The 16,848-nt window shown below is 62.1% G+C and carries 15 protein-coding genes and 4 pseudogenes; 9 read left to right on the plus strand and 10 right to left on the minus strand.

Annotation, left to right across the window (positions count from 1 at the left end):
• Positions 1 to 9 precede the first annotated feature (9 nt).
• Both H4P12_RS12360 and H4P12_RS12365 read left to right on the plus strand, forming a co-directional pair.
• Positions 10 to 477 (plus strand): MarR family winged helix-turn-helix transcriptional regulator, encoded by a 468-nt coding sequence (locus tag H4P12_RS12360; protein ID WP_187793955.1) that lies wholly within the window; start codon positions 10 to 12, stop codon positions 475 to 477.
• A gap of 66 nt (positions 478 to 543) precedes the next feature.
• Positions 544 to 1,290, plus strand: a complete 747-nt coding sequence (locus tag H4P12_RS12365) for an IclR family transcriptional regulator (protein ID WP_187793956.1) — start codon at positions 544 to 546, stop codon at positions 1,288 to 1,290.
• 613 nt (positions 1,291 to 1,903) lie between these two features.
• On the opposite strand, the gene H4P12_RS12370 is transcribed toward H4P12_RS12365, so the two are convergent.
• From H4P12_RS12370 to H4P12_RS12390, 5 genes and pseudogenes are all read right to left on the minus strand, one after another.
• Positions 1,904 to 4,951 carry a Hint domain-containing protein gene (locus tag H4P12_RS12370; protein WP_187793957.1) on the minus strand — a complete coding sequence of 1,016 codons (3,048 nt, stop codon included), beginning with the start codon at positions 4,949 to 4,951 and terminating at the stop codon, positions 1,904 to 1,906.
• 62 nt (positions 4,952 to 5,013) lie between these two features.
• Positions 5,014 to 5,569, minus strand: a pseudogene (locus tag H4P12_RS18810) (IS3 family transposase); the annotation flags it as partial.
• Between the two features lie 244 nt (positions 5,570 to 5,813).
• On the minus strand, positions 5,814 to 7,118 hold the full coding sequence (locus tag H4P12_RS12380; protein ID WP_343069820.1) for a TRAP transporter large permease: 1,305 nt from the start codon (positions 7,116 to 7,118) through the stop codon (positions 5,814 to 5,816).
• Entirely contained in the window at positions 7,118 to 7,390 is a 273-nt protein-coding gene (locus H4P12_RS12385; protein WP_187793959.1) for a hypothetical protein, read from the minus strand. The genes H4P12_RS12380 and H4P12_RS12385 overlap by 1 nt, the downstream gene beginning before the upstream one ends.
• Positions 7,391 to 7,553: 163 nt before the next feature.
• Positions 7,554 to 7,991 (minus strand): OB-fold nucleic acid binding domain-containing protein, encoded by a 438-nt coding sequence (locus H4P12_RS12390; protein WP_246449268.1) that lies wholly within the window; start codon positions 7,989 to 7,991, stop codon positions 7,554 to 7,556.
• 21 nt (positions 7,992 to 8,012) lie between these two features.
• Between H4P12_RS12390 and H4P12_RS19280 the strand changes: the two are divergent.
• Together H4P12_RS19280 and H4P12_RS12400 are read left to right on the plus strand one after the other, a co-directional pair.
• A pseudogene (locus H4P12_RS19280) lies at positions 8,013 to 8,545 on the plus strand (DUF5131 family protein).
• 261 nt (positions 8,546 to 8,806) lie between these two features.
• Positions 8,807 to 9,082: a hypothetical protein gene (locus H4P12_RS12400; protein ID WP_187793960.1), complete on the plus strand. Its 276-nt coding sequence runs from the start codon at positions 8,807 to 8,809 to the stop codon at positions 9,080 to 9,082.
• Positions 9,083 to 9,316: 234 nt separating this feature from the next.
• On the opposite strand, the gene H4P12_RS12405 is transcribed toward H4P12_RS12400, so the two are convergent.
• The 3 genes and pseudogenes from H4P12_RS12405 to H4P12_RS12415 all read right to left on the minus strand — a co-directional run bounded on the left by H4P12_RS12405 (position 9,317) and on the right by H4P12_RS12415 (position 10,771).
• Entirely contained in the window at positions 9,317 to 9,442 is a 126-nt protein-coding gene (locus H4P12_RS12405) for a recombinase family protein (protein WP_187793961.1), read from the minus strand.
• Positions 9,443 to 9,636: 194 nt separating this feature from the next.
• Positions 9,637 to 10,568: pseudogene (locus tag H4P12_RS12410) on the minus strand (IS5 family transposase).
• Between the two features lie 65 nt (positions 10,569 to 10,633).
• Positions 10,634 to 10,771 (minus strand): hypothetical protein, encoded by a 138-nt coding sequence (locus H4P12_RS12415; protein WP_187794016.1) that lies wholly within the window; start codon positions 10,769 to 10,771, stop codon positions 10,634 to 10,636.
• A gap of 215 nt (positions 10,772 to 10,986) precedes the next feature.
• Between H4P12_RS12415 and H4P12_RS12420 the strand changes: the two genes are divergently transcribed.
• A complete protein-coding gene (locus tag H4P12_RS12420) occupies positions 10,987 to 11,907 on the plus strand; it encodes a hypothetical protein (protein WP_187793962.1) in 921 nt (306 codons plus the stop codon).
• Between the two features lie 21 nt (positions 11,908 to 11,928).
• Here the strand turns inward: H4P12_RS12420 and H4P12_RS12425 are convergent, their stop codons facing one another.
• Both H4P12_RS12425 and H4P12_RS12430 read right to left on the minus strand, forming a co-directional pair.
• Positions 11,929 to 13,086 carry an SEL1-like repeat protein gene (locus H4P12_RS12425; RefSeq protein ID WP_187793963.1) on the minus strand — a complete coding sequence of 386 codons (1,158 nt, stop codon included), beginning with the start codon at positions 13,084 to 13,086 and terminating at the stop codon, positions 11,929 to 11,931.
• A complete protein-coding gene (locus H4P12_RS12430; protein WP_246449270.1) occupies positions 13,061 to 13,495 on the minus strand; it encodes an OmpA family protein in 435 nt (144 codons plus the stop codon). The genes H4P12_RS12425 and H4P12_RS12430 overlap by 26 nt, the downstream gene beginning before the upstream one ends.
• Positions 13,496 to 13,764: 269 nt before the next feature.
• Between H4P12_RS12430 and H4P12_RS12435 the strand changes: the two are divergent.
• The 4 genes and pseudogenes from H4P12_RS12435 to H4P12_RS12445 form a co-directional block, all read left to right on the plus strand.
• Positions 13,765 to 14,040, plus strand: a pseudogene (locus tag H4P12_RS12435) (transposase); the annotation flags it as partial.
• A 225-nt stretch (positions 14,041 to 14,265) separates the two neighbouring features.
• Positions 14,266 to 15,717: a recombinase family protein gene (locus tag H4P12_RS12440; RefSeq protein ID WP_343069823.1), complete on the plus strand. Its 1,452-nt coding sequence runs from the start codon at positions 14,266 to 14,268 to the stop codon at positions 15,715 to 15,717.
• Complete coding sequence (locus tag H4P12_RS18820; protein WP_246449271.1) at positions 15,717 to 15,902, plus strand: hypothetical protein; 186 nt, start codon at positions 15,717 to 15,719, stop codon at positions 15,900 to 15,902. Before H4P12_RS12440 ends, H4P12_RS18820 begins: the two co-directional genes overlap by 1 nt.
• A 510-nt stretch (positions 15,903 to 16,412) precedes the next feature.
• Complete coding sequence (locus tag H4P12_RS12445) at positions 16,413 to 16,847, plus strand: hypothetical protein (RefSeq protein ID WP_166331162.1); 435 nt, start codon at positions 16,413 to 16,415, stop codon at positions 16,845 to 16,847.
• The last annotated feature ends 1 nt before the right edge of the window (position 16,848 follow it).

The following is a 16,848-nucleotide window of genomic DNA, read 5'->3' on the forward strand; positions in this document are numbered from 1 at the left end:
ACTCGGCCCATGACGCAGATTTACGATCTTCCCGGCCACTTGATCCGGCGGCTGAACCAGATATCGGTGGCCGTCTTTGCGGCCCAGACCAAGGCGGCAGGTTTTGACCTGACGCCGGTGCAATATGGCGCGCTGGCCAGCCTGCGCGATCATCCGGGCATCGATCAGACGACGCTGGCCGGGCTGATCGCGCATGACCAGGTAACCATTGGCGGCGTGGTGTCGCGCCTGGAAAGCCGAGGCTATGTGCAGCGCCGCGTGCGCGACGATGACCGCCGCGCCCGTAGCCTGACCCTGACCGAGCGGGGCGAATCGCTGTTGCAGACCATCCAGCCAGCAATCCGCGCCACCCAGGAACAGATCACCAACGGCCTTGACGAGGCCGAACGGGCAGAGTTCATACGCCTGATGCGCAAGCTGACGGATACCGGCAACCAATACAGCCGGGCGCCGCTTGATACCGGGGGCGATGCGTAGCGGGCGATCCAGCCGTCGCAGCCTTTCGGCTGACGGCGCGCCCCACGAAACCCGAAAGGACCAGAGATGAGCGGAACCGAGATCGAGGAACGGCGCGGTATCCAGTCGATCGACTTCGTCGGCCAGCTGCTGGAAGCCATGGCCCGCGCCGATGCCGCCCTGTCTCTGAAACGGCTGAGCGAGGAAACCGGCGTGCCCGCCGCCAAGCTGCACCGCTATCTCGCCAGCCTTGTCCGCATCGGGTTGGCGCGCCAGAATCCGGCCGATGCCCGCTATGACCTCGGGCCGCTGGCGATCCGGCTGGGCCTTGCGGCCATGGCGCGGCGCGACGCGATCGGGCTGGCCGAGGCGGCACTGAACCGCGTCCTCGACCGCCACGGGCTGACCGGCCATCTCAGCGTCTGGAGCGATCACGGCCCGGTCATCGTGCGCACCCATCACGGCGGCCGGCCGCTGATCACCAGCCTCGGGCTGGGCCGGGTGCTTCCGCTGACGCGCTCGGCCACCGGGCTGGTCTTTGCCAGTTTCCTGCCCGACAGCGCCACCGCCGCCCTGATCCTGCGCGAGATCGCCAGTCCCGAAGAACGCACCGCCCTGCAGGCCATGATCGACCAGACCCGCGCCCAGCGGATCGGTTTTGTCGATGGCACGGTCATTCCGGGGCTTGCGGCGCTGTCGGTGCCGGTCTTCGACTTCGACGGCTCGCTGGTCTGTGCGCTGACCGCGACCGGCCTTGCCGGCAGTTTCGGCACCGACGGACGACAAAGCGCCATTGCCGCCGAACTGGCGGCGGCGAGCGATCTGAACAGCTAGGCACGCCAAGCCCCTCATCTCCTTCGCCTCCCCTCCCCCGTTTCCCGCCGCAACCCGCCGGCGCGATATGGCGTGATCTTAGCGTTTAAAGATTATTTATTATATAATTGATTGTCCAATACGTAAATTTACGTGCCAATCGCGGCGTCTGAAGAAACAGGCGTCCGAAGAAACAATTGAGGCAGACCCCGTGCATTTCGCACGTTCACGCCGCGCATCCAGGTGATGGCGCAGCCGTCTGGCGGTTGCGGTTGGCTTCGCTGCGGTGCCAGCCATTGCCGCCGATACGCTGCTGATCGACGCGCGAAGCTCGGCCTATCGGGAGGGCGTGGCCCCGCTTGACCGGGTGCTCAACGCCGCCCCTTCGACACGCTGCCAGTGGTGCTGGCGGGCGGCGATGCGCATATCGGTTGGGACAAGGTGAATCCGCGCAGTCTTGTTGCTGGAAACGAGATCGTGTCAGCTTGGCAAGGTGAGCGCCTTGCCTCTAACCCATCCCTGACGAACGACCGCCGCCGGACCGACCAAAGGGCGACCTGCGGCTTTGCGATGACACCATCCATTCGCGGACCGACCCGCGCCCAGCCCCTCGGGGCACGGCGCGGCCTTTTTCCTACATGACCAACGGTCGGCGGTTCGATTGGTGCCGATCGGCCAGCTTGCGGGCCTGTCGTCCGGCCACCAGCGGCCGCGCCGGGCCGGCCTGGAGTTCCGGGAACAACGCCAAAATCTCGACCCGCGACGCAGCGCCCACGGATTTCAGTGCCTCGTCCCCGGTGTGAAGCGATTCCGTCTCGGCACCGTTCGAATAAACGATCTGATGGGCATCAAACAGGAAATGCACATATGTCACGTCGATCAGATCCTCGGCAATGTCGATCCCGTCGAGCAAAAGCAACTGCTTGGCCGCGACCAGCACCTCGGTCGTGCCGAACATCCGCGCCGCGATCTTCGAGCGGATCAGAACCCGGTGCTGGGGCGAGACGACCAGATCCGAGGATGGCGTGTTCGCGCCAAGCGATCCCGCCGCAATCCGAATCGGCCGCAGGTTGGGGTTGGCTGCCAGCATCTCGGCGTCCAGATGGCGCCGCCCGATCCAGCGCACCGGCTGCAGGCCGGCGTCACGGGTCCGGACCCTGTCGCCGACCTTGAGCGCGTCGGCCCGGACCGGACCTTCCGCAGTCTCGATCAGCGTCTCACCCGAGAAGCAGACCACATTGGTATTGTCGAAGGTCAGATCCGACGGGGCAGTCGCACCGGCCCCGCTCCGGATCGTCATGGAGAAATTTTCGGCGAAGCCGTTTGCCGTGCTGATGTCGTTCAGGACGCCATCGGCCTGATCGCCCCGCATCCAGCCAAGGGCCGTGGCATATTCTTTCAGCCCGGCGGCCCTGCGCGCCGCGTTGATGGTCGCCAGATTTGCGGCGTTGTAATGGCCGCCGAGGTCGACGAAATCGTTGTTCGCCTGATTGCCATCTGCAAAATCTTGCCCGGTCGCCGTGTTGAAATCGGTGATGGTGTCGCCATTGCCGGCGATGAAGGTGTCAAAGCCTTCGCCCCCGGTCTGGCTGTCGGCCCCCGCGCCGCCATCCAGCAGGTCGTTGCCGGTCCCGCCCTCCATCGTGTCCGCGCCGTCGCCGCCAAGCAGGATATCATTGCCTGCGCCCCCCAAGAGGCTGTCATTGCCGATACCGCCGCTCAGAAAGTCGTTGTCATTCCCGCCGTCGAGCGTGTCATTGCCGTCGCCACCCGATATGGAGTCCTGACCGGCCCCACCCGCCAGACTGTCGGCACCGACGCCGCCGTCCATGGTGTCATTCCCATCGCCGCCCAGAAGCGTGTCATTGCCCTGACCGCCCGACATGCTGTCCGCACCGGTGCCGCCATCGATCAGGTCATCGCCCGCATCGCCCGAGAGCGAGTCATCGCCGTCGCCGCCGCGCAGCGTGTCGCTGCCCCCGCCGCCGAAGATGGTGTCATTGCCAAGGCCACCGCTCAGCGAATCCGCCGCTCCGTCATCGGTGCCGCCGACATTGTCGCCATAGCCATAGATCAGATCGTTGTCGGCTCCGCCGTCGATGGTATCCGCACCGTCGCCGCCAAAAATGGTATCGTTGCCGGTCCCGCCGAGGATGAAATCGTTGCCGGCATTGCCCTGCATCCTGTCGGCATCATCGCCACCGTCCATAGTGTCATTGCCGTCGCCACCGGACATGCTGTCAATGCCCGCACCGCCCAGCATGCTGTCGGCGCCAAGGCCGCCCGACATACTGTCCGCACCGGCGCCACCATCGATCAGGTCATCGCCCGCATCGCCCGAGAGCGAGTCATCGCCGTCGCCGCCGCGCAGCGTGTCGTTGCCCCCGCCGCCGAAGATGGTGTCATTGCCAAGGCCGCCGCTCAGCGAATCCGCCGCGCCGTCATCGGTGCCGGCGCCCGTGCCGGTGAAATCGCCATAGCCATAGATCAGGTCATTGTCGGCACCGCCATCGATGGTATCGCCGCCGTTGCCACCATAGATGGTATCGGCTCCGATTCCGCCGAAGATCGTGTCATTGCCCGCATCGCCGCTAATCCGGTCCGCGCCTGTATTGCCATGGATCAGGTCATCGCCGGCATTGCCGTTGATACGGTCGTCACCATCGCCGCCAAAGACGGTATCGTTACCACCCCCGGCAAGAATGGTGTCATGGCCGGTTCCGCCATCGATCAGATCGGCACCGCCCGCACTCGCGGTGCCAAGGGTGTCATCCCCATAAAGCAGGTCATTGCCGGCGCCGCCGAAAACCTGATCGTCTGTTGACCCCGTGCCATCGAAGATCCCGCCAATGACGGTGTCGTTGCCATCGCCGCCGAACAGATAGTCCGACCCGGTCTTGCCGTCGATCAGGTCGTTGCCGCCGCCGCCGTCGATATAGTTGTAGAAGCGGCTCCCATCAGGGTCGGTTCCATCACCGTCAAAGCCCGTCAGCGTGTCGTTAAAGGCCGAGCCGATGAAGCCATCTATGCCCGAGAGGGTATCGGTCCCTTGATTGCCGGCAACGACCGTAGACGTGCCGCCAGCAGTGGCGTTAATGGCGACGCTCGCCCCCGAATAATCGGCGATGTCGGCGCCCGCGCCTCCGTTCAGAAAATCGTTTCCAGCGCCACCGACCAAGCGGTCAGAGCCCCCCTGACCATGGATGCTGTCGTTGCCGTCGCCACCGATCAGAACGTCGCGATCATTCACCCCGCCTGCAACGACGTTCGTGGTCGCGGCGTTGGCGCCGGTGATGGTGTCGTTTCCCGCACCGCCATTGATGAGATTCGGGTTGTTGGTCCCGGCAAGGCTATCGGCACCGGTTCCACCCGTTATCGCCGGCGGTCCGGTATAGATCGGCGATGTGTCCACCGTGGCCGAGGTTACGGACGAAACCGCATTGTCTGGTACGAAATAAAGCCTGCCGCTCGAGTCAGTCTGAAAAATCCCGCCCATGATCTGATTGGTGACCACGGTCCCGTCGGCCAGTGTCCCGGTGAACGTCCATGTGCCCGCCCCGATCGTCGCGGTCGGGTTCGGGCCGGAGACTGCGGGGGTGAAAGTCGTCGTCGTCGTGGCGATTGTGTCGCTGGTCCAGGCCGAATTGTCGGTGCCTAGGTTAACGAGATAGCCGACAGCCATGGGAAACATCCTTTTTTACGGGCGATAACAATTATTACGTCAACATTACTCCCTACTATCCTTTCATGACGGCGTGTAGCAAGTATTCGATTTTTTTTAGGCGCATTGCCGAACCGATAACGGCAATGAACAAAATCAGAGGGCTAGACATGATCCCTGTATTCCGGCCGCAACCGGACACAGGGTCCGTCATTCAGCCACAATCGCCCTTTCAGCCCCTCCCGCCGCCACAAACACTCGACGCGTTTGTCATTCACCTGCCAGCCGTCGACGGCATGCGTCGACCCCACAACAAAGCTGCAATCCGGCGGTCGCCGCAGCGGCCATATTGCCGGGTCCGCTCGATCATGTTAGCGCGCCCTTGCGGCAATTTGCGTTGTGCCGAACGATGCTGGCGAAGCACGTGGCAAGCCCGACGCGTGGCAACGCCCATCCCACGTTCGCCGTTGAGCTCGGACAAGTGGCACCTGCACCGGCTCACTGCTTCCGCCTGCGGTCATAAGTCTGTTCGACGACACCGAAACGCCTGATCGCGTCCAGACGGGACAGTCCTTGCCCCATCAGAACTTCAACCTGCCGCAACTTCGAGAAGATTTCCTCCCGCTTCAGCCGCCGGATCTCGACATCCTTCTCCGTGTCCCCCGACACCGCCTTCGCGAATTTGTGCTTCCCGGCAGAGAGCAAATGCGTGCTCACCCCGAGCCGCTCTGAGACCTCCGTGGCCGGATAGCCCCGCTCCGTGATCTGTTCACAACAACCGAAAGCACCGCCGAGTCGCAGTTTTCGCAGGAAAAATCCTGAAAAGCTTGTCGCCACCGGCACCAACCAAGTGCCGGTTGCCCCCATTCTCCACGCTCTGAGCCTAGCGAAGCGCCGTGGCAATGCCCGGCCAAGCGATCAGCAGCGCGACCAGCGCCAGCATGCAGCCAAGATAGGGCAGCACGGAACGGCTGACCTGTCCCAATGTGGTCCCTTTCGGCGCAACCCCCAGCATCACGAACAACCCCATGCCAAAGGGCGGCGTGACCAGACCAATCTCAAGCGAAACCAGCATGACCACCCCGAACCAGATCGGGTCGTAGCCCAGGCTGACGATCAGCGGAAAGAAAATCGGCACTGTCAGCATCATGATGGATGCCGCCTCCATGAAGAGCCCCAGCACCAGAAGCACCGCAAGGATCGCCAGCAGCAGGACCAGCGGCGGAACCTCAAGCCCTGTCGCCCAGCCGATCAGCCCCGGGGTGGCGCCCGAGAATGCCAGCAACTGGCTGAAGGTCGATGAGCCAAGGATGATCATGAAGACCATGCCGCTGACCTTGGCACTGGAGACGATCGCCCGGATCAGGCTTTCGCGGGTCAGGCTGCGAAACATCGCTGCGATCAGCGTCACGCCCATTACGCCAAAGGCCGCCGATTCCGTCGGCGTCGCCAGCCCGAGCAGGATCACCCCGACAACCAGGACCAGCACGAGCAGCATCGGCAGGACATTGACCGACACCAGACGGATCGTCGCGCCCCAGCCGATGCGCCCGACCGGATAGCCGGGGGCCGCAGAGGGATTCAGCCGCACCGAGATCCAGATCACCGCCAGATAAAGCCCGGCCAGAAGGAAGCCGGGGATCAGTCCTGCAATCAACAGCTCGCCAATATCCAGATGTGCGAGGCTGCCGAGAAGCACCGCCAGCCCGGAGGGTGGAATGATGATCGCCAAAGCCCCGCAGGCCACGATCGGCCCCATCGACAGATGATCCTTATAGCCATGCCGCGTCATCTCGGGCAGCAGCGAAGATCCGAGCAGCGCCGTATTGGCCATGCTTGACCCCGACAGCGTCGCAAACAGCGTCCCTTCGGTCACCGTCATATAGGACAGCCGCGCCGGCACGCCGCCGAACAGCTTATCAATCGCCCCGAACACGCGGGCCGAGACGCCAGTGTGAAAGAACAGCTCTCCCATCAGGATGAAAAGCGGAATGGTGATCAGCGTGAACGAGGTGATCGCGGTCGAGGCGTTCGCGACAAGTTGTTCCAGCCCTGCAAGCCCGCCGATGAAGAGCAGGACACCGATCACATTGGCCAGAAGGAAAGCGAAGGCCACAGGCAGACTTGTGGCCATGGCAAGAACGACAAGCGCGATCAGCAACGCGCCAGAGACATACCAATCCAGCATCAGGCTTCTCCGGTGAGGGGAGACGTGCGGTCCTGGACGGCCGCTTCGCGCGACAAAGCGTGCCGAAGGAACTCGAGCCCGCAGAGGCCAAAGCCGCCGCCCAGCAGAGCGAAAAGTGTCCAGCGCGGGATCTCGATGGCGCGAATGTCCATCTCGCCCCGCGCATGAGCATCGAGCCCCAGGCGCAGTGCGACGGCCACGACCAGCAGGCAGAGCGCGGCGGCCAATAGATTGGCTACGACATCCTTGCGGGCCAGCAGCCATGCACGCAAGCCGCAAATTTCTGAAACCCGCTGCCGGAACGCGTGAATCTGGCCCTAGATCCTCGAAATGGCTGACCGCGGCGTATTAACTACCAGCATCATGTTGGCGGCCATCGCACCGACCACGGACCCGGGATGATATCAAACGAAAGCTCCTGAACAACGAAGCAGATCAATCACCCAAGAACGACCGCGGTTTGGCGCCGCAAAGGGGATCGAGCGCGGGCGGACCGTTGTGGAATTCATCGCCGCGGCCAGGGGGCAGCCGAAAGGCCTCGTCGCGCTGGCCGACGCTGGCCAGGTCGTGCGAGAGGTCGGTGATGGTCTGGGCGACAAAATGCACCACCTCGCCCTCGCGCTGGACCCGGCCTTTTACCGCGATCATGCCGGCGGAGAGGATAATGCGGCGATGCGCCTCGAACACCTTGGTCCAGACAACGAGATTGGCGATGCCGGTTTCATCCTCCAACGTGATGAACATCACGCCTTTGGCCGATCCGGGGCGCTGGCGGACCAGCACCAGACCGGCGGTCTCGCACCAGAACCGGTCACGGGCTGACATCGCCTCGGCGCAGGGGATGATCCGACGACGGTCGAGACTGTCGCGCAAGAAGGCCACCCTTCTTCGGACATGCCGACCACGGTAGGATACCACATTTCCGGGCGGGGGGCTCTGGGCGGTAAGCCGTCAGCCGCACTGCGGCATAGCGCCCGCAGCGAAGTTGAGAGAACGGCCACTCAGGCGGTGGCAACGGGAAAGGGCGGCTCGCGATCCAGCTGTCGGGGAGCAGTCATTCGCCGCGAGGCCGAAGGCAACCCGTCCGGCGTCTGGATGGGTGTGAGCGTAGAGAGCGCCGACTTCACCTTCCGAATGGATGATCTCCGAGCAAGTGGGGCATTCACAAAGTTCCTGTCCCTTGAACCACTTGTGGGAGATATTGGACAGATGAATCTAGATGGTATCGACTGGGCAATCGCAGGGGGGAAAGTGGCCCTGGGGCCCGTTACATGAATCCAGATTGGGTCCGTTCGATCCGAGATCAGTGCGTCCGTAGTGGTGTCGCCTTCCTCTTCAAACAGTGGGGTGGTGTTAACAAGAAAAAGGCTGGCCGCATTCTCGACGGTCGCACATGGGACGAGATACCTTTTCGGGCCGCAGCATAGGGAAAGCATCAAGATATCGTCTAAGCGCCTAGCCCTGCGGGTCTCCTTACGAACGCTGCGCAGGTTATGAAAGACGGGTCTAGGTAAGCTGCATCGCCGCGTCGGAACGGGCGATGAACGGCGGCTATGGGCCGTTCTTGCCCGGATCGAATATAAATCCGCCGTCAAGTTAACCTGTCAGACGTTCGTCGCCGAAAGCCCAAGGGGCAAGTGATAACTTTCCACAGAGTAAGTCAGCTTTCCTACCGCAAAGGAAGCATAGTGACAATTGAGGAAGAATATCGTGGCAATCCACAAACTATGTGGTTTGCCACGCCAATTGTCATTGCCACTTCAATGAAATCAATGGCCTATATTTTAGTTAGCACACTAAAATGTCCTTTTGTGCCAATTAAAACTTCCTCTCATCACCACCGGACTTTGAGCAAGGCCCAAATGTCACGCCAGTTCGCGCGCGGAAGCCGAACATCCGGCAATATTCAGAGAACTCTGATTTTGCGCTCAGCTGAGCTCGATACGCCGCGCCGCTCGGTCTGATCGGTAAAAGCACGCTGGACTCTGTAGCCAAACATCAATAAATTCCTCGCCCTCGCAGTCTAGTAACAGCCATGAAATTAGTCAGGCTGGGTCAGCGCCCCAATCAGCATCGGTATCTCGCGCGTTGGCGCCACATTGCTGGGAGCGAGGGACCCGTAGGTGTCGTCAGCACAGGGATAGAGCAAGTGACGATGCGCAAATGAAAAGAGCACACACAGCCGCAGCGCACACCATCTATCCCATCATCTGCAGCAGCCTTGATACCTGCGTTGGTTTCCACGCGGTGCCGCTATTGGTCGTCAGTCCGGCGCGGTTCAGGGCCGAGGCAATGTCGCGCAAAGTAGCGCCGCGTTGGCGCATGGGCAAGACGATCTGCGGAATTTGGTCGGGCGATTGCTGCTCTGGTCCGTTCTCGGGGATCAGCGGGCGGCAGCGTCGTTCTGCGGTGTTTGCGTCAAGATTGGCGACGGCCTGACGCGCGTGGAATGAGCGTTCTTGGGGGTGTTGTTGCAGAAATGCGGCTTGAGGCGTGACGGCCCCTTTCCCCTTCGGCTTCAGGCGACACGGACGATCTCGGCCGTTCCCAAGGCTGAGAAGCGGTTCATCAGGGCGATGCGGATCTGGATTTCGGCGGTCTGGCGATCTGGGTCCCTTGCGCTGATGCGCTCGCCGAAGGCTTTGAGGCACCGCATCTTCGCTTCGATCCGGTTTCGGACATGGTATCCGGTCCAGCGCTTCCAGAAGGCCCTGCCATAGTGCCGGGTGGCGCGCAGGGTTTCGTTCCGGGCCATCGCAGCCGGGCAGTCCTCTTTCCATGGCCGGCCATTCTTGCGGATCGGGATGATCGCCGTGGCCTGGCGGTCGATTATGGCGGTGTGGCAACGGCGGGTGTCGCAGGCGCCGTCGGCGGTCACCGTGCCGATCTCCTCACCCTCGGGGATCTGGTCGAGCAACTCCGGCAAGACCGGGCTGTCGCCATCGCTGCTCGGGGTAAACTCCACCGCCCGAATGCCGGACGTGGCGGTGTCCATCGCCAAATGCACCTTGCGCCACTGGCGTGTCCCTGAACACCATGTTTGCGCGCCTGCCATTCGCCATCGCCGAGGAACTTGATCCCGGTGCTGTCTACCAGCAGGTTCAAGGGACCTTCGGCGCGTCGATACGGGATATGAACGGCCAGAGTCTTCTGGCGCCGGCACAAGGTGGTGTCGTCGGGCACCGCCCAGTCCAGATCGGCCATCTTCAGCAGGCTGGCCACCATCCCGGTGGTCTGCCGCAACGGCAGCTTGAACAGCACCTTAACCGTCAGGCAGAACTGGATCGCTGCGTTCAAGAATACCGCAGGCCGACCGGGACTGCCGTCACGCGGCGCCAGCCAGTCCATCTCCTTGTCCAGCCAGATCAGCAGCGACCCGCGCTTGCGAAGCGAAGCCGTGTAGCTGGACCAGTTCGTCGTGCGGTAGCGGGTCGGTGTCGATTTGCTCATGCGGCCCGTCTAACCGCATGGATTCGCGATGTGAATCCTCCACGGGCAGAGCTCTGCAACAACGCCTACCAATAGACGCGGCCATTGCGGGTGACACGGGTCGGCGTGCCGCGCAGATCGCCCACGGCTTCGTCGCGCTGCGACCGCAGCAGGTCGTGATAGGCGGCATGGGCCAGCGGGCTATGATGCGATATATCGGCCATGTTTAACGAAAGGGAAGTCTGTTGAACACAGGCCGCGCGGGACAAGCCGATTGCCGCCGACACCCCCGGATTCCGGCCATGGTCCGAGCGTCGAAGTCGCCGCATCGTTGACCTTGCTAGCGCATCTCAGGTACTTTTCAGGGTGATCGGGGAAAGAACCCGCCGCTGCGCCTGTCCAGATGCAATGGCGTCATAGCAATTAGGGTCAGAAGCCAATGACCAGAAAAGCATTATCGGAAACGGCGTCGGCCAAGGCTGACCATGAACAGATCCTGGCTGGTCTGAAATCCGACGACTGGAAACAAAGGCTTGAGGAAGCTCGCGCCAAGCGCGAGCAGGTGCTGAAGCAAAAGGTCACCCCGACCGCGGCGGCAATCGAAGGGCTGGATCCGACCGCCGCCGAAACCTCGTTTCTGGTTGCCGATCGCCAGCCGTCATTCAGAAAGGCCGACCCGCCCCGGCCGGACGGGTTGCGACCCGCCCGAAAGACCCAGCCAATTCAAGCAGAAAGGCCGACACGGCCCATGCCTGCGGTGGCGGGAATGCCCAACCGGCCAGCGCGTCGATCCTTGTCGATGGCTGGCACCGCTTTGGGCCTTGCCACGCTGGCGCTGGGCGGGTGGCTCTGGCTAGCAGACAGCGGGCCGGTGGCCGACCGACAGCCTGCCGGACTGGCGCCGGAAATCGCCGCCGAGATGCTGTCGCCCTCTGCCGACCCCGCAGCAACCGCAGACGATTCTCGCCTCAGCTTCGGTCTGGTGGACAGTGATCCGGCGCAGCCGGGCAACTATATTATCGCGACCGGGGCAGCGGAGCCGGAACCCGCACCCGAGCCCGAGGCGGTTCCGGACGCCCCGCCGACCCCGGCAGAGCTGCTGCAGCGTCTGGCAGATGTGGTCCCTGCGGCGACGCGGGTGCATGTGCCCGCCGATATGGAGATCGCCTATACCGGGGACGCGTTGCAGCTTGTCCGGTCGTTCTTCGCACCGGATCGCAATATGGTCCGGTATTTCCATGCTGCGGATCGCGATCTTGCCCTGCAATCAGCGCAGATCATCGGTGCCGAGGCCATGGACTTCACCAGCTACGCACCAAAACCCGATGCCGGCATGATCGAAATCTGGCTGGGCGGTTAGGCAGGGGCCGTCCCTCCCCCCTCACTCCGCCGGGCCGCCGACCAGATGCAGCACGACTGACCCGGCGAAGGCTGCATCATCCGGTTGATATGCGACATTTTCGGCAGTCATGCCGGGAAGGAATTCGGCAATCTGGCGGGCCAGATCGACATCAGAGGGATAGGCGTAACTGACCCTGCTGGCATCCGTCGTCACGCTGTCATCAAAGCTCAACTGGGTCCAGAAACCGGCGCGGGTGAATACATCGGCCAGCTCTCGGGCAAAACGATGCGCGGCGATATCGGTGGACAGGCATCTGATCTGCAACACGCCGCGCGGCGCCCTGGCCTCACCATCGCTGGCCAGCATCTGCCACGGGCTTGCGGCGTAATCCGGCCCGGCCGGATCAATACGCAGCACTCGCCAGACCATCTGTGGCACCGTGTTCGCAAGCTGCACGGTCATCGCCGATTTTTCGGTATCGCCGGCGAAAAGCTGTGTCGCGAAGGTCTTGTCGGAAATCCGGCCCATGATTTCGACCCGGTAGGGAATTCCCTCTGGCCCCGGCCCCGCCGCCCAGACCATTTCGGCGCGCACGGCCGAGACAAGGTCGCCCCCCAGAGGAATGATCCCGCCGAGGCTGCGATCTTTGGGCGCCGGTTCCGCCAGATCCCGCAGGCGCTCCTCGGCGGCGGACAGAACGGCGGCGGCATCGGTCAGCCAAAGGCGGGCCAGATCGGCATTCAGCGGCACGCCATCGCCATCGGCGAACAGCAGACCAAGGTTATAGCTGGCGCGCAGGTTGCCATTGCTGGCCGCGCGCCCATACCATGCCGCCGCCGCATGCGCCTGCCGTTGAAAGCCCACGCCCGAATCCAGCATGACGGCCGCATTGAATTGCGCATCCGCCAGGCCAAGATTGGCCGCCCCCAGATACCAGCGCAGGGCGCCGGACGGATCGCGGGCGCGACCCATGCCAAGGTCGCGCATCAGGCCAAGCCCGAACATCGCCTGCGCCGAGCCTTCGGCGGCTTCCTCTCTCCACAGGGTGTCGGCCCGTGCGTAATCCTGACGGTCGAACGCCGCCTGTCCGCTGTCGGAGTTCTGCGCGACCGCGGCGGTGGCCCCGAAGGCCAGGATCAGCACGAGGATCCGGGCAAGCCTTCTGCTGGGATCAGCGCCAAGAAATCTCGACGACACGATTGTCCGGGTTTTCGACATTGTCTTCGGTCTTGACGATCAGTTCACTGGCCCCACGTCCTAACACCTGAAGACGGTCGACCGGAATACCGCGCGCGACCAGTTGACCAGCCACCGCCTGCGCCCGGTCCAGCGACAGTTGCAGGTTGTATTCCGGGGCGCCCACGGTATCGGTGCCGCCGGCGACGATCATCACGATGGGATTGCCGTCACGGAACAGTCGGGCCGCCTGATCCAGCGTCTCCTGACCCTCGTCGGAAACCGTTCGGCTGTTGGTCTGGAAATAGATCTTCAGCGGGTCCGGCCCTTCGGTCTGCGCGAAACCGGGTGTCGCCTGAAATGCGAGGGCAGCCATCACCCCGGCCATGGATACCCGCGCCGCCCCTTTGCTCATCAGAACCTTGAACATTTGTTACTTCCTTTACTCATAAGACAACAAGACAACATGCAGGCTAGACGAAAAAGGTCCGAAGTCAGAAGATGAAAATGCATCGCAAGCTGATAAATACGATCGCACAACCATTGTGGCGCGAGTGCTGGAATATGGAATCAATTTCTACGCGAATTGCGGCGATTGTTTCCCTCAAGGATCTTGATTTCCATCGTCCTAAAGGCGTTGTTGCAGAGCCCTGCCCGTGGAGGATTCACATCGCGAATCCATGCGGTTAGACGGGCCGCATGAGCAAACCGACACCTACCCGCTACCGCACGACGAACTGGTCCAGCTACACGGCTTCGCTTCGCAAGCGCGAGTCGCTGCTGATCTGGCTGGACAAGGAGATGGACTGGCTGGCGCCGCGTGACGGCAGTCCCGGTCGGCCTGCGGTATTCTCGAACGCGGCGATCCAGTTCTGCCTGACGGTTAAGGTGCTGTTCAAGCTGCCGTTGCGGCAGACCACCGGGATGGTGGCCAGCCTGCTGAAGATGGCCGATCTGGACTGGGCGGTGCCCGACTAGGGCCGAAAGAAGCCACAAGCAAAGGCGGGAAGTGTCGCAATAGCTGCCGCTTCCCGCCTTCTCGATGTCGGCGTTTGCGACCATCAATGGCCCGTTTGAGAGATCTGAGTCGGTCGACTTGAATAGGGCTGTCGGTTTTCGCCGACCAGCTCTGTCGTCGAGCGTTGCCAAGCCTGACGTGGCCAAGCCCGATAAATTGGTGTCGATCTGCGCGATGCCTCGATCGATGACCAGGTCCGCAGCTGCCGCGATTATGCGGAACGCCAGGGCGTAGAGATCGTCGAGATCTATTCCGATCGCGCCGTATCGCGCGCCAGCCTGATGCGCTCCGGCATCCAGAAGCTGATGCGTGACGCCCAGGTCAGGCAGTTTACCCTGGTGGTTTCGGAAGCCCTGGACCGGCTCAGCCGGAACCAGGCGGATATTGCCACGATCTACCAGAACCTGCAGTTCCAGGGGGTCGCGATCGAGACGATCAGCGAGGGGCAGATCTCGGAGATGCATATCGGGCTCAAGGGCACGATGAATGCGCTGTTTCTGAAGGATCTCGCAAACAAGACCCGTCGTGGCCTGAAGGGACGCGCGCTGGCTGGCAAATCGGCCGGCGGCCTGACCTATGGCGACAAGGCCGTCGTCAAGCTCAGTGCCGAAGGCGAGCCCATCCGGGGTGACCGGCAGGTCGATCCGGCACAGGCCAAGGTCGTGTGCCGGATCTTCAGCGACTACGCGAAGGGGATTTCGCCGAAGAAGATCGCCGAGCAGTTGAACCTCGAGGGTGTTCCCGGCCCGTCCGGAAAGCACTGGGGCACGTCGACAATTCACGGCAATCGCGAACGCGGCACCGGCATCCTGAACAATGAGCTCTATATCGGTCGCCAGATCTGGAACCGGCTCCAATATGTGAAGGATCCGCAAACCAGCAAACGCATCTCGCGGCTGAACCCGGAAAGTGAATGGGTCATCACCGAGGTGCCGGATCTGCGCATCATCGAGGATCAGCTCTGGGACAGCGTCCGCACCCGGCAGGGTAAGCAGAAGGTGAAGAACACCGATGCCGAGATCTGGGATCGGCGCCGCCCGAAGTTCCTGTTCTCGGGACTGATGCAATGTGGCTGCTGCGGCGCTGGATTCTCGAAGATCTCCAAGGACGCCTTTGGCTGCTCGGCCGCCCGCAACAAGGGACCGGCCGTCTGCACCAACATGCGCGCGATCAAGCGCGAAGACCTGGATGCCCGGGTCCTGACCGCGCTGGAACAGAACCTGATGGACCCAGAGGCGGTGGCGATCTTCTGCGAAGAATATGCCGCCGAACGCAACCGGCTGCAGGCAGAGGCCCATGCCGGACGCGGCGAGTTGGAGAAGGAATTGCGCCAGGTCACTGGCGACCACGAGAAGCTGGTCAATGCCATCATCGCCGGCGTGCCGGCCGAGCATGTCAAGGACCGGATGATCGCGCTTGATGCGCGCAGAAGGGAGATCGGGTCGATGCTCGCGACGGCCCCTGCGGCCGATCCGCTGCGCATTCATCCCTCCATGGCGCATACCTATCGCGACCGGGTGGGCGCGTTGATCCGGGGGTGTCGGATGCCGACGGAATGGAGGAGGCGAAGGAAGCATTGCGCGCACTGGTCGAGCGGATCGTGCTGCGGCCCGACCCGGAGGGCGACGGTCTGATGATCGAGTTGCAGGGCGCGCTGGCGGGCCTCTTGCGCCTGGCGACGGGCCAGCCGCTACGGGAGATCACCCGGCGTGCGAACAGCAAAAAGGCCTCGGGCGGATGCACCGAGGCTTTTGATAAGATTGGCGAATTAGTGTTGGTTGCGGGGACAGGATTTGAACCTGTGACCTTCAGGTTATGAGCCCATAGCCCCGAAATTTCAACAACTTAGCAATATCAATAGTTTACGCGATAAATCTTTGATTTAACACAGTTTCCTTCCCCGCACCAAGCAGCATTGGCACGGATTCACGCGCAAAACGGGCGCGAATCCCGCAGTCGCAGGTTGATGTGGCGTTGATGTAGTCCGGAGCCCGGCCCGCCATCAATGATCGGAAACCAGCGAGAACTTTGTTTGGAACGCCTGCATGTTGACGCTGAGCAAAGTGTGCGCTTGGGTTCAGACGTACACTGCGCCGCACACGGACTGGTAGGATGCGGGACGAGTTGGGCGAGCGGCAATTACCACCTTGAGAAACTGAACGACAGCCATCGACCCGGTCGCCGAACCCTTCTAGCCGTCGTCCGTGATGGCCTGCCTAGTGTACATCGCCTAGCAATTATACATGTCTTAGCTTAAACCGTAGAGTGACAGTTATCTTTGAATGAGATAAGCAAACACTGCGCGCTCAAATTTGAGGATGTAAAAGTTTTGACCACCTCCATCGACGACGCCAACGACGTTAAGGATTTCTTGCGACAGCGTGCGCAGGAAACATGGGACGAGAGGCAAATTCCCTACTATCTGAGCCTTGTAGCTATCGATTTGAAACAGAAGGGTGTGGACTATCGCACGTTCACAGGGCCACTTCGACTCGCGCAATGGCTGACTAGAGAAGACATTCCAGACACAAAGCTCGTTGCCCATCCAACAGTTAAGGCAAAGGTAGGACTTATTCCTGCTGGCGTCGATTTTGACTTCTCGAGCGAACCGGCGGCTGATCAAATCCATTCTCGATCGCGCCCTAGCGACCGGCGAGGACAAGAACTGATAAAGTTTGTCGATTCCTTAGCAGCAATGCCGGAAACCGCTTCGGCAGAATTGTCGGTACCCGCAAAGGTTCTCATAGCTCTTCTCAGAAGCTGAT

The organism is Paracoccus amoyensis (genome assembly GCF_014490725.1).
GTDB classification, from domain to species: Bacteria; Pseudomonadota; Alphaproteobacteria; order Rhodobacterales; family Rhodobacteraceae; genus Paracoccus; species Paracoccus amoyensis.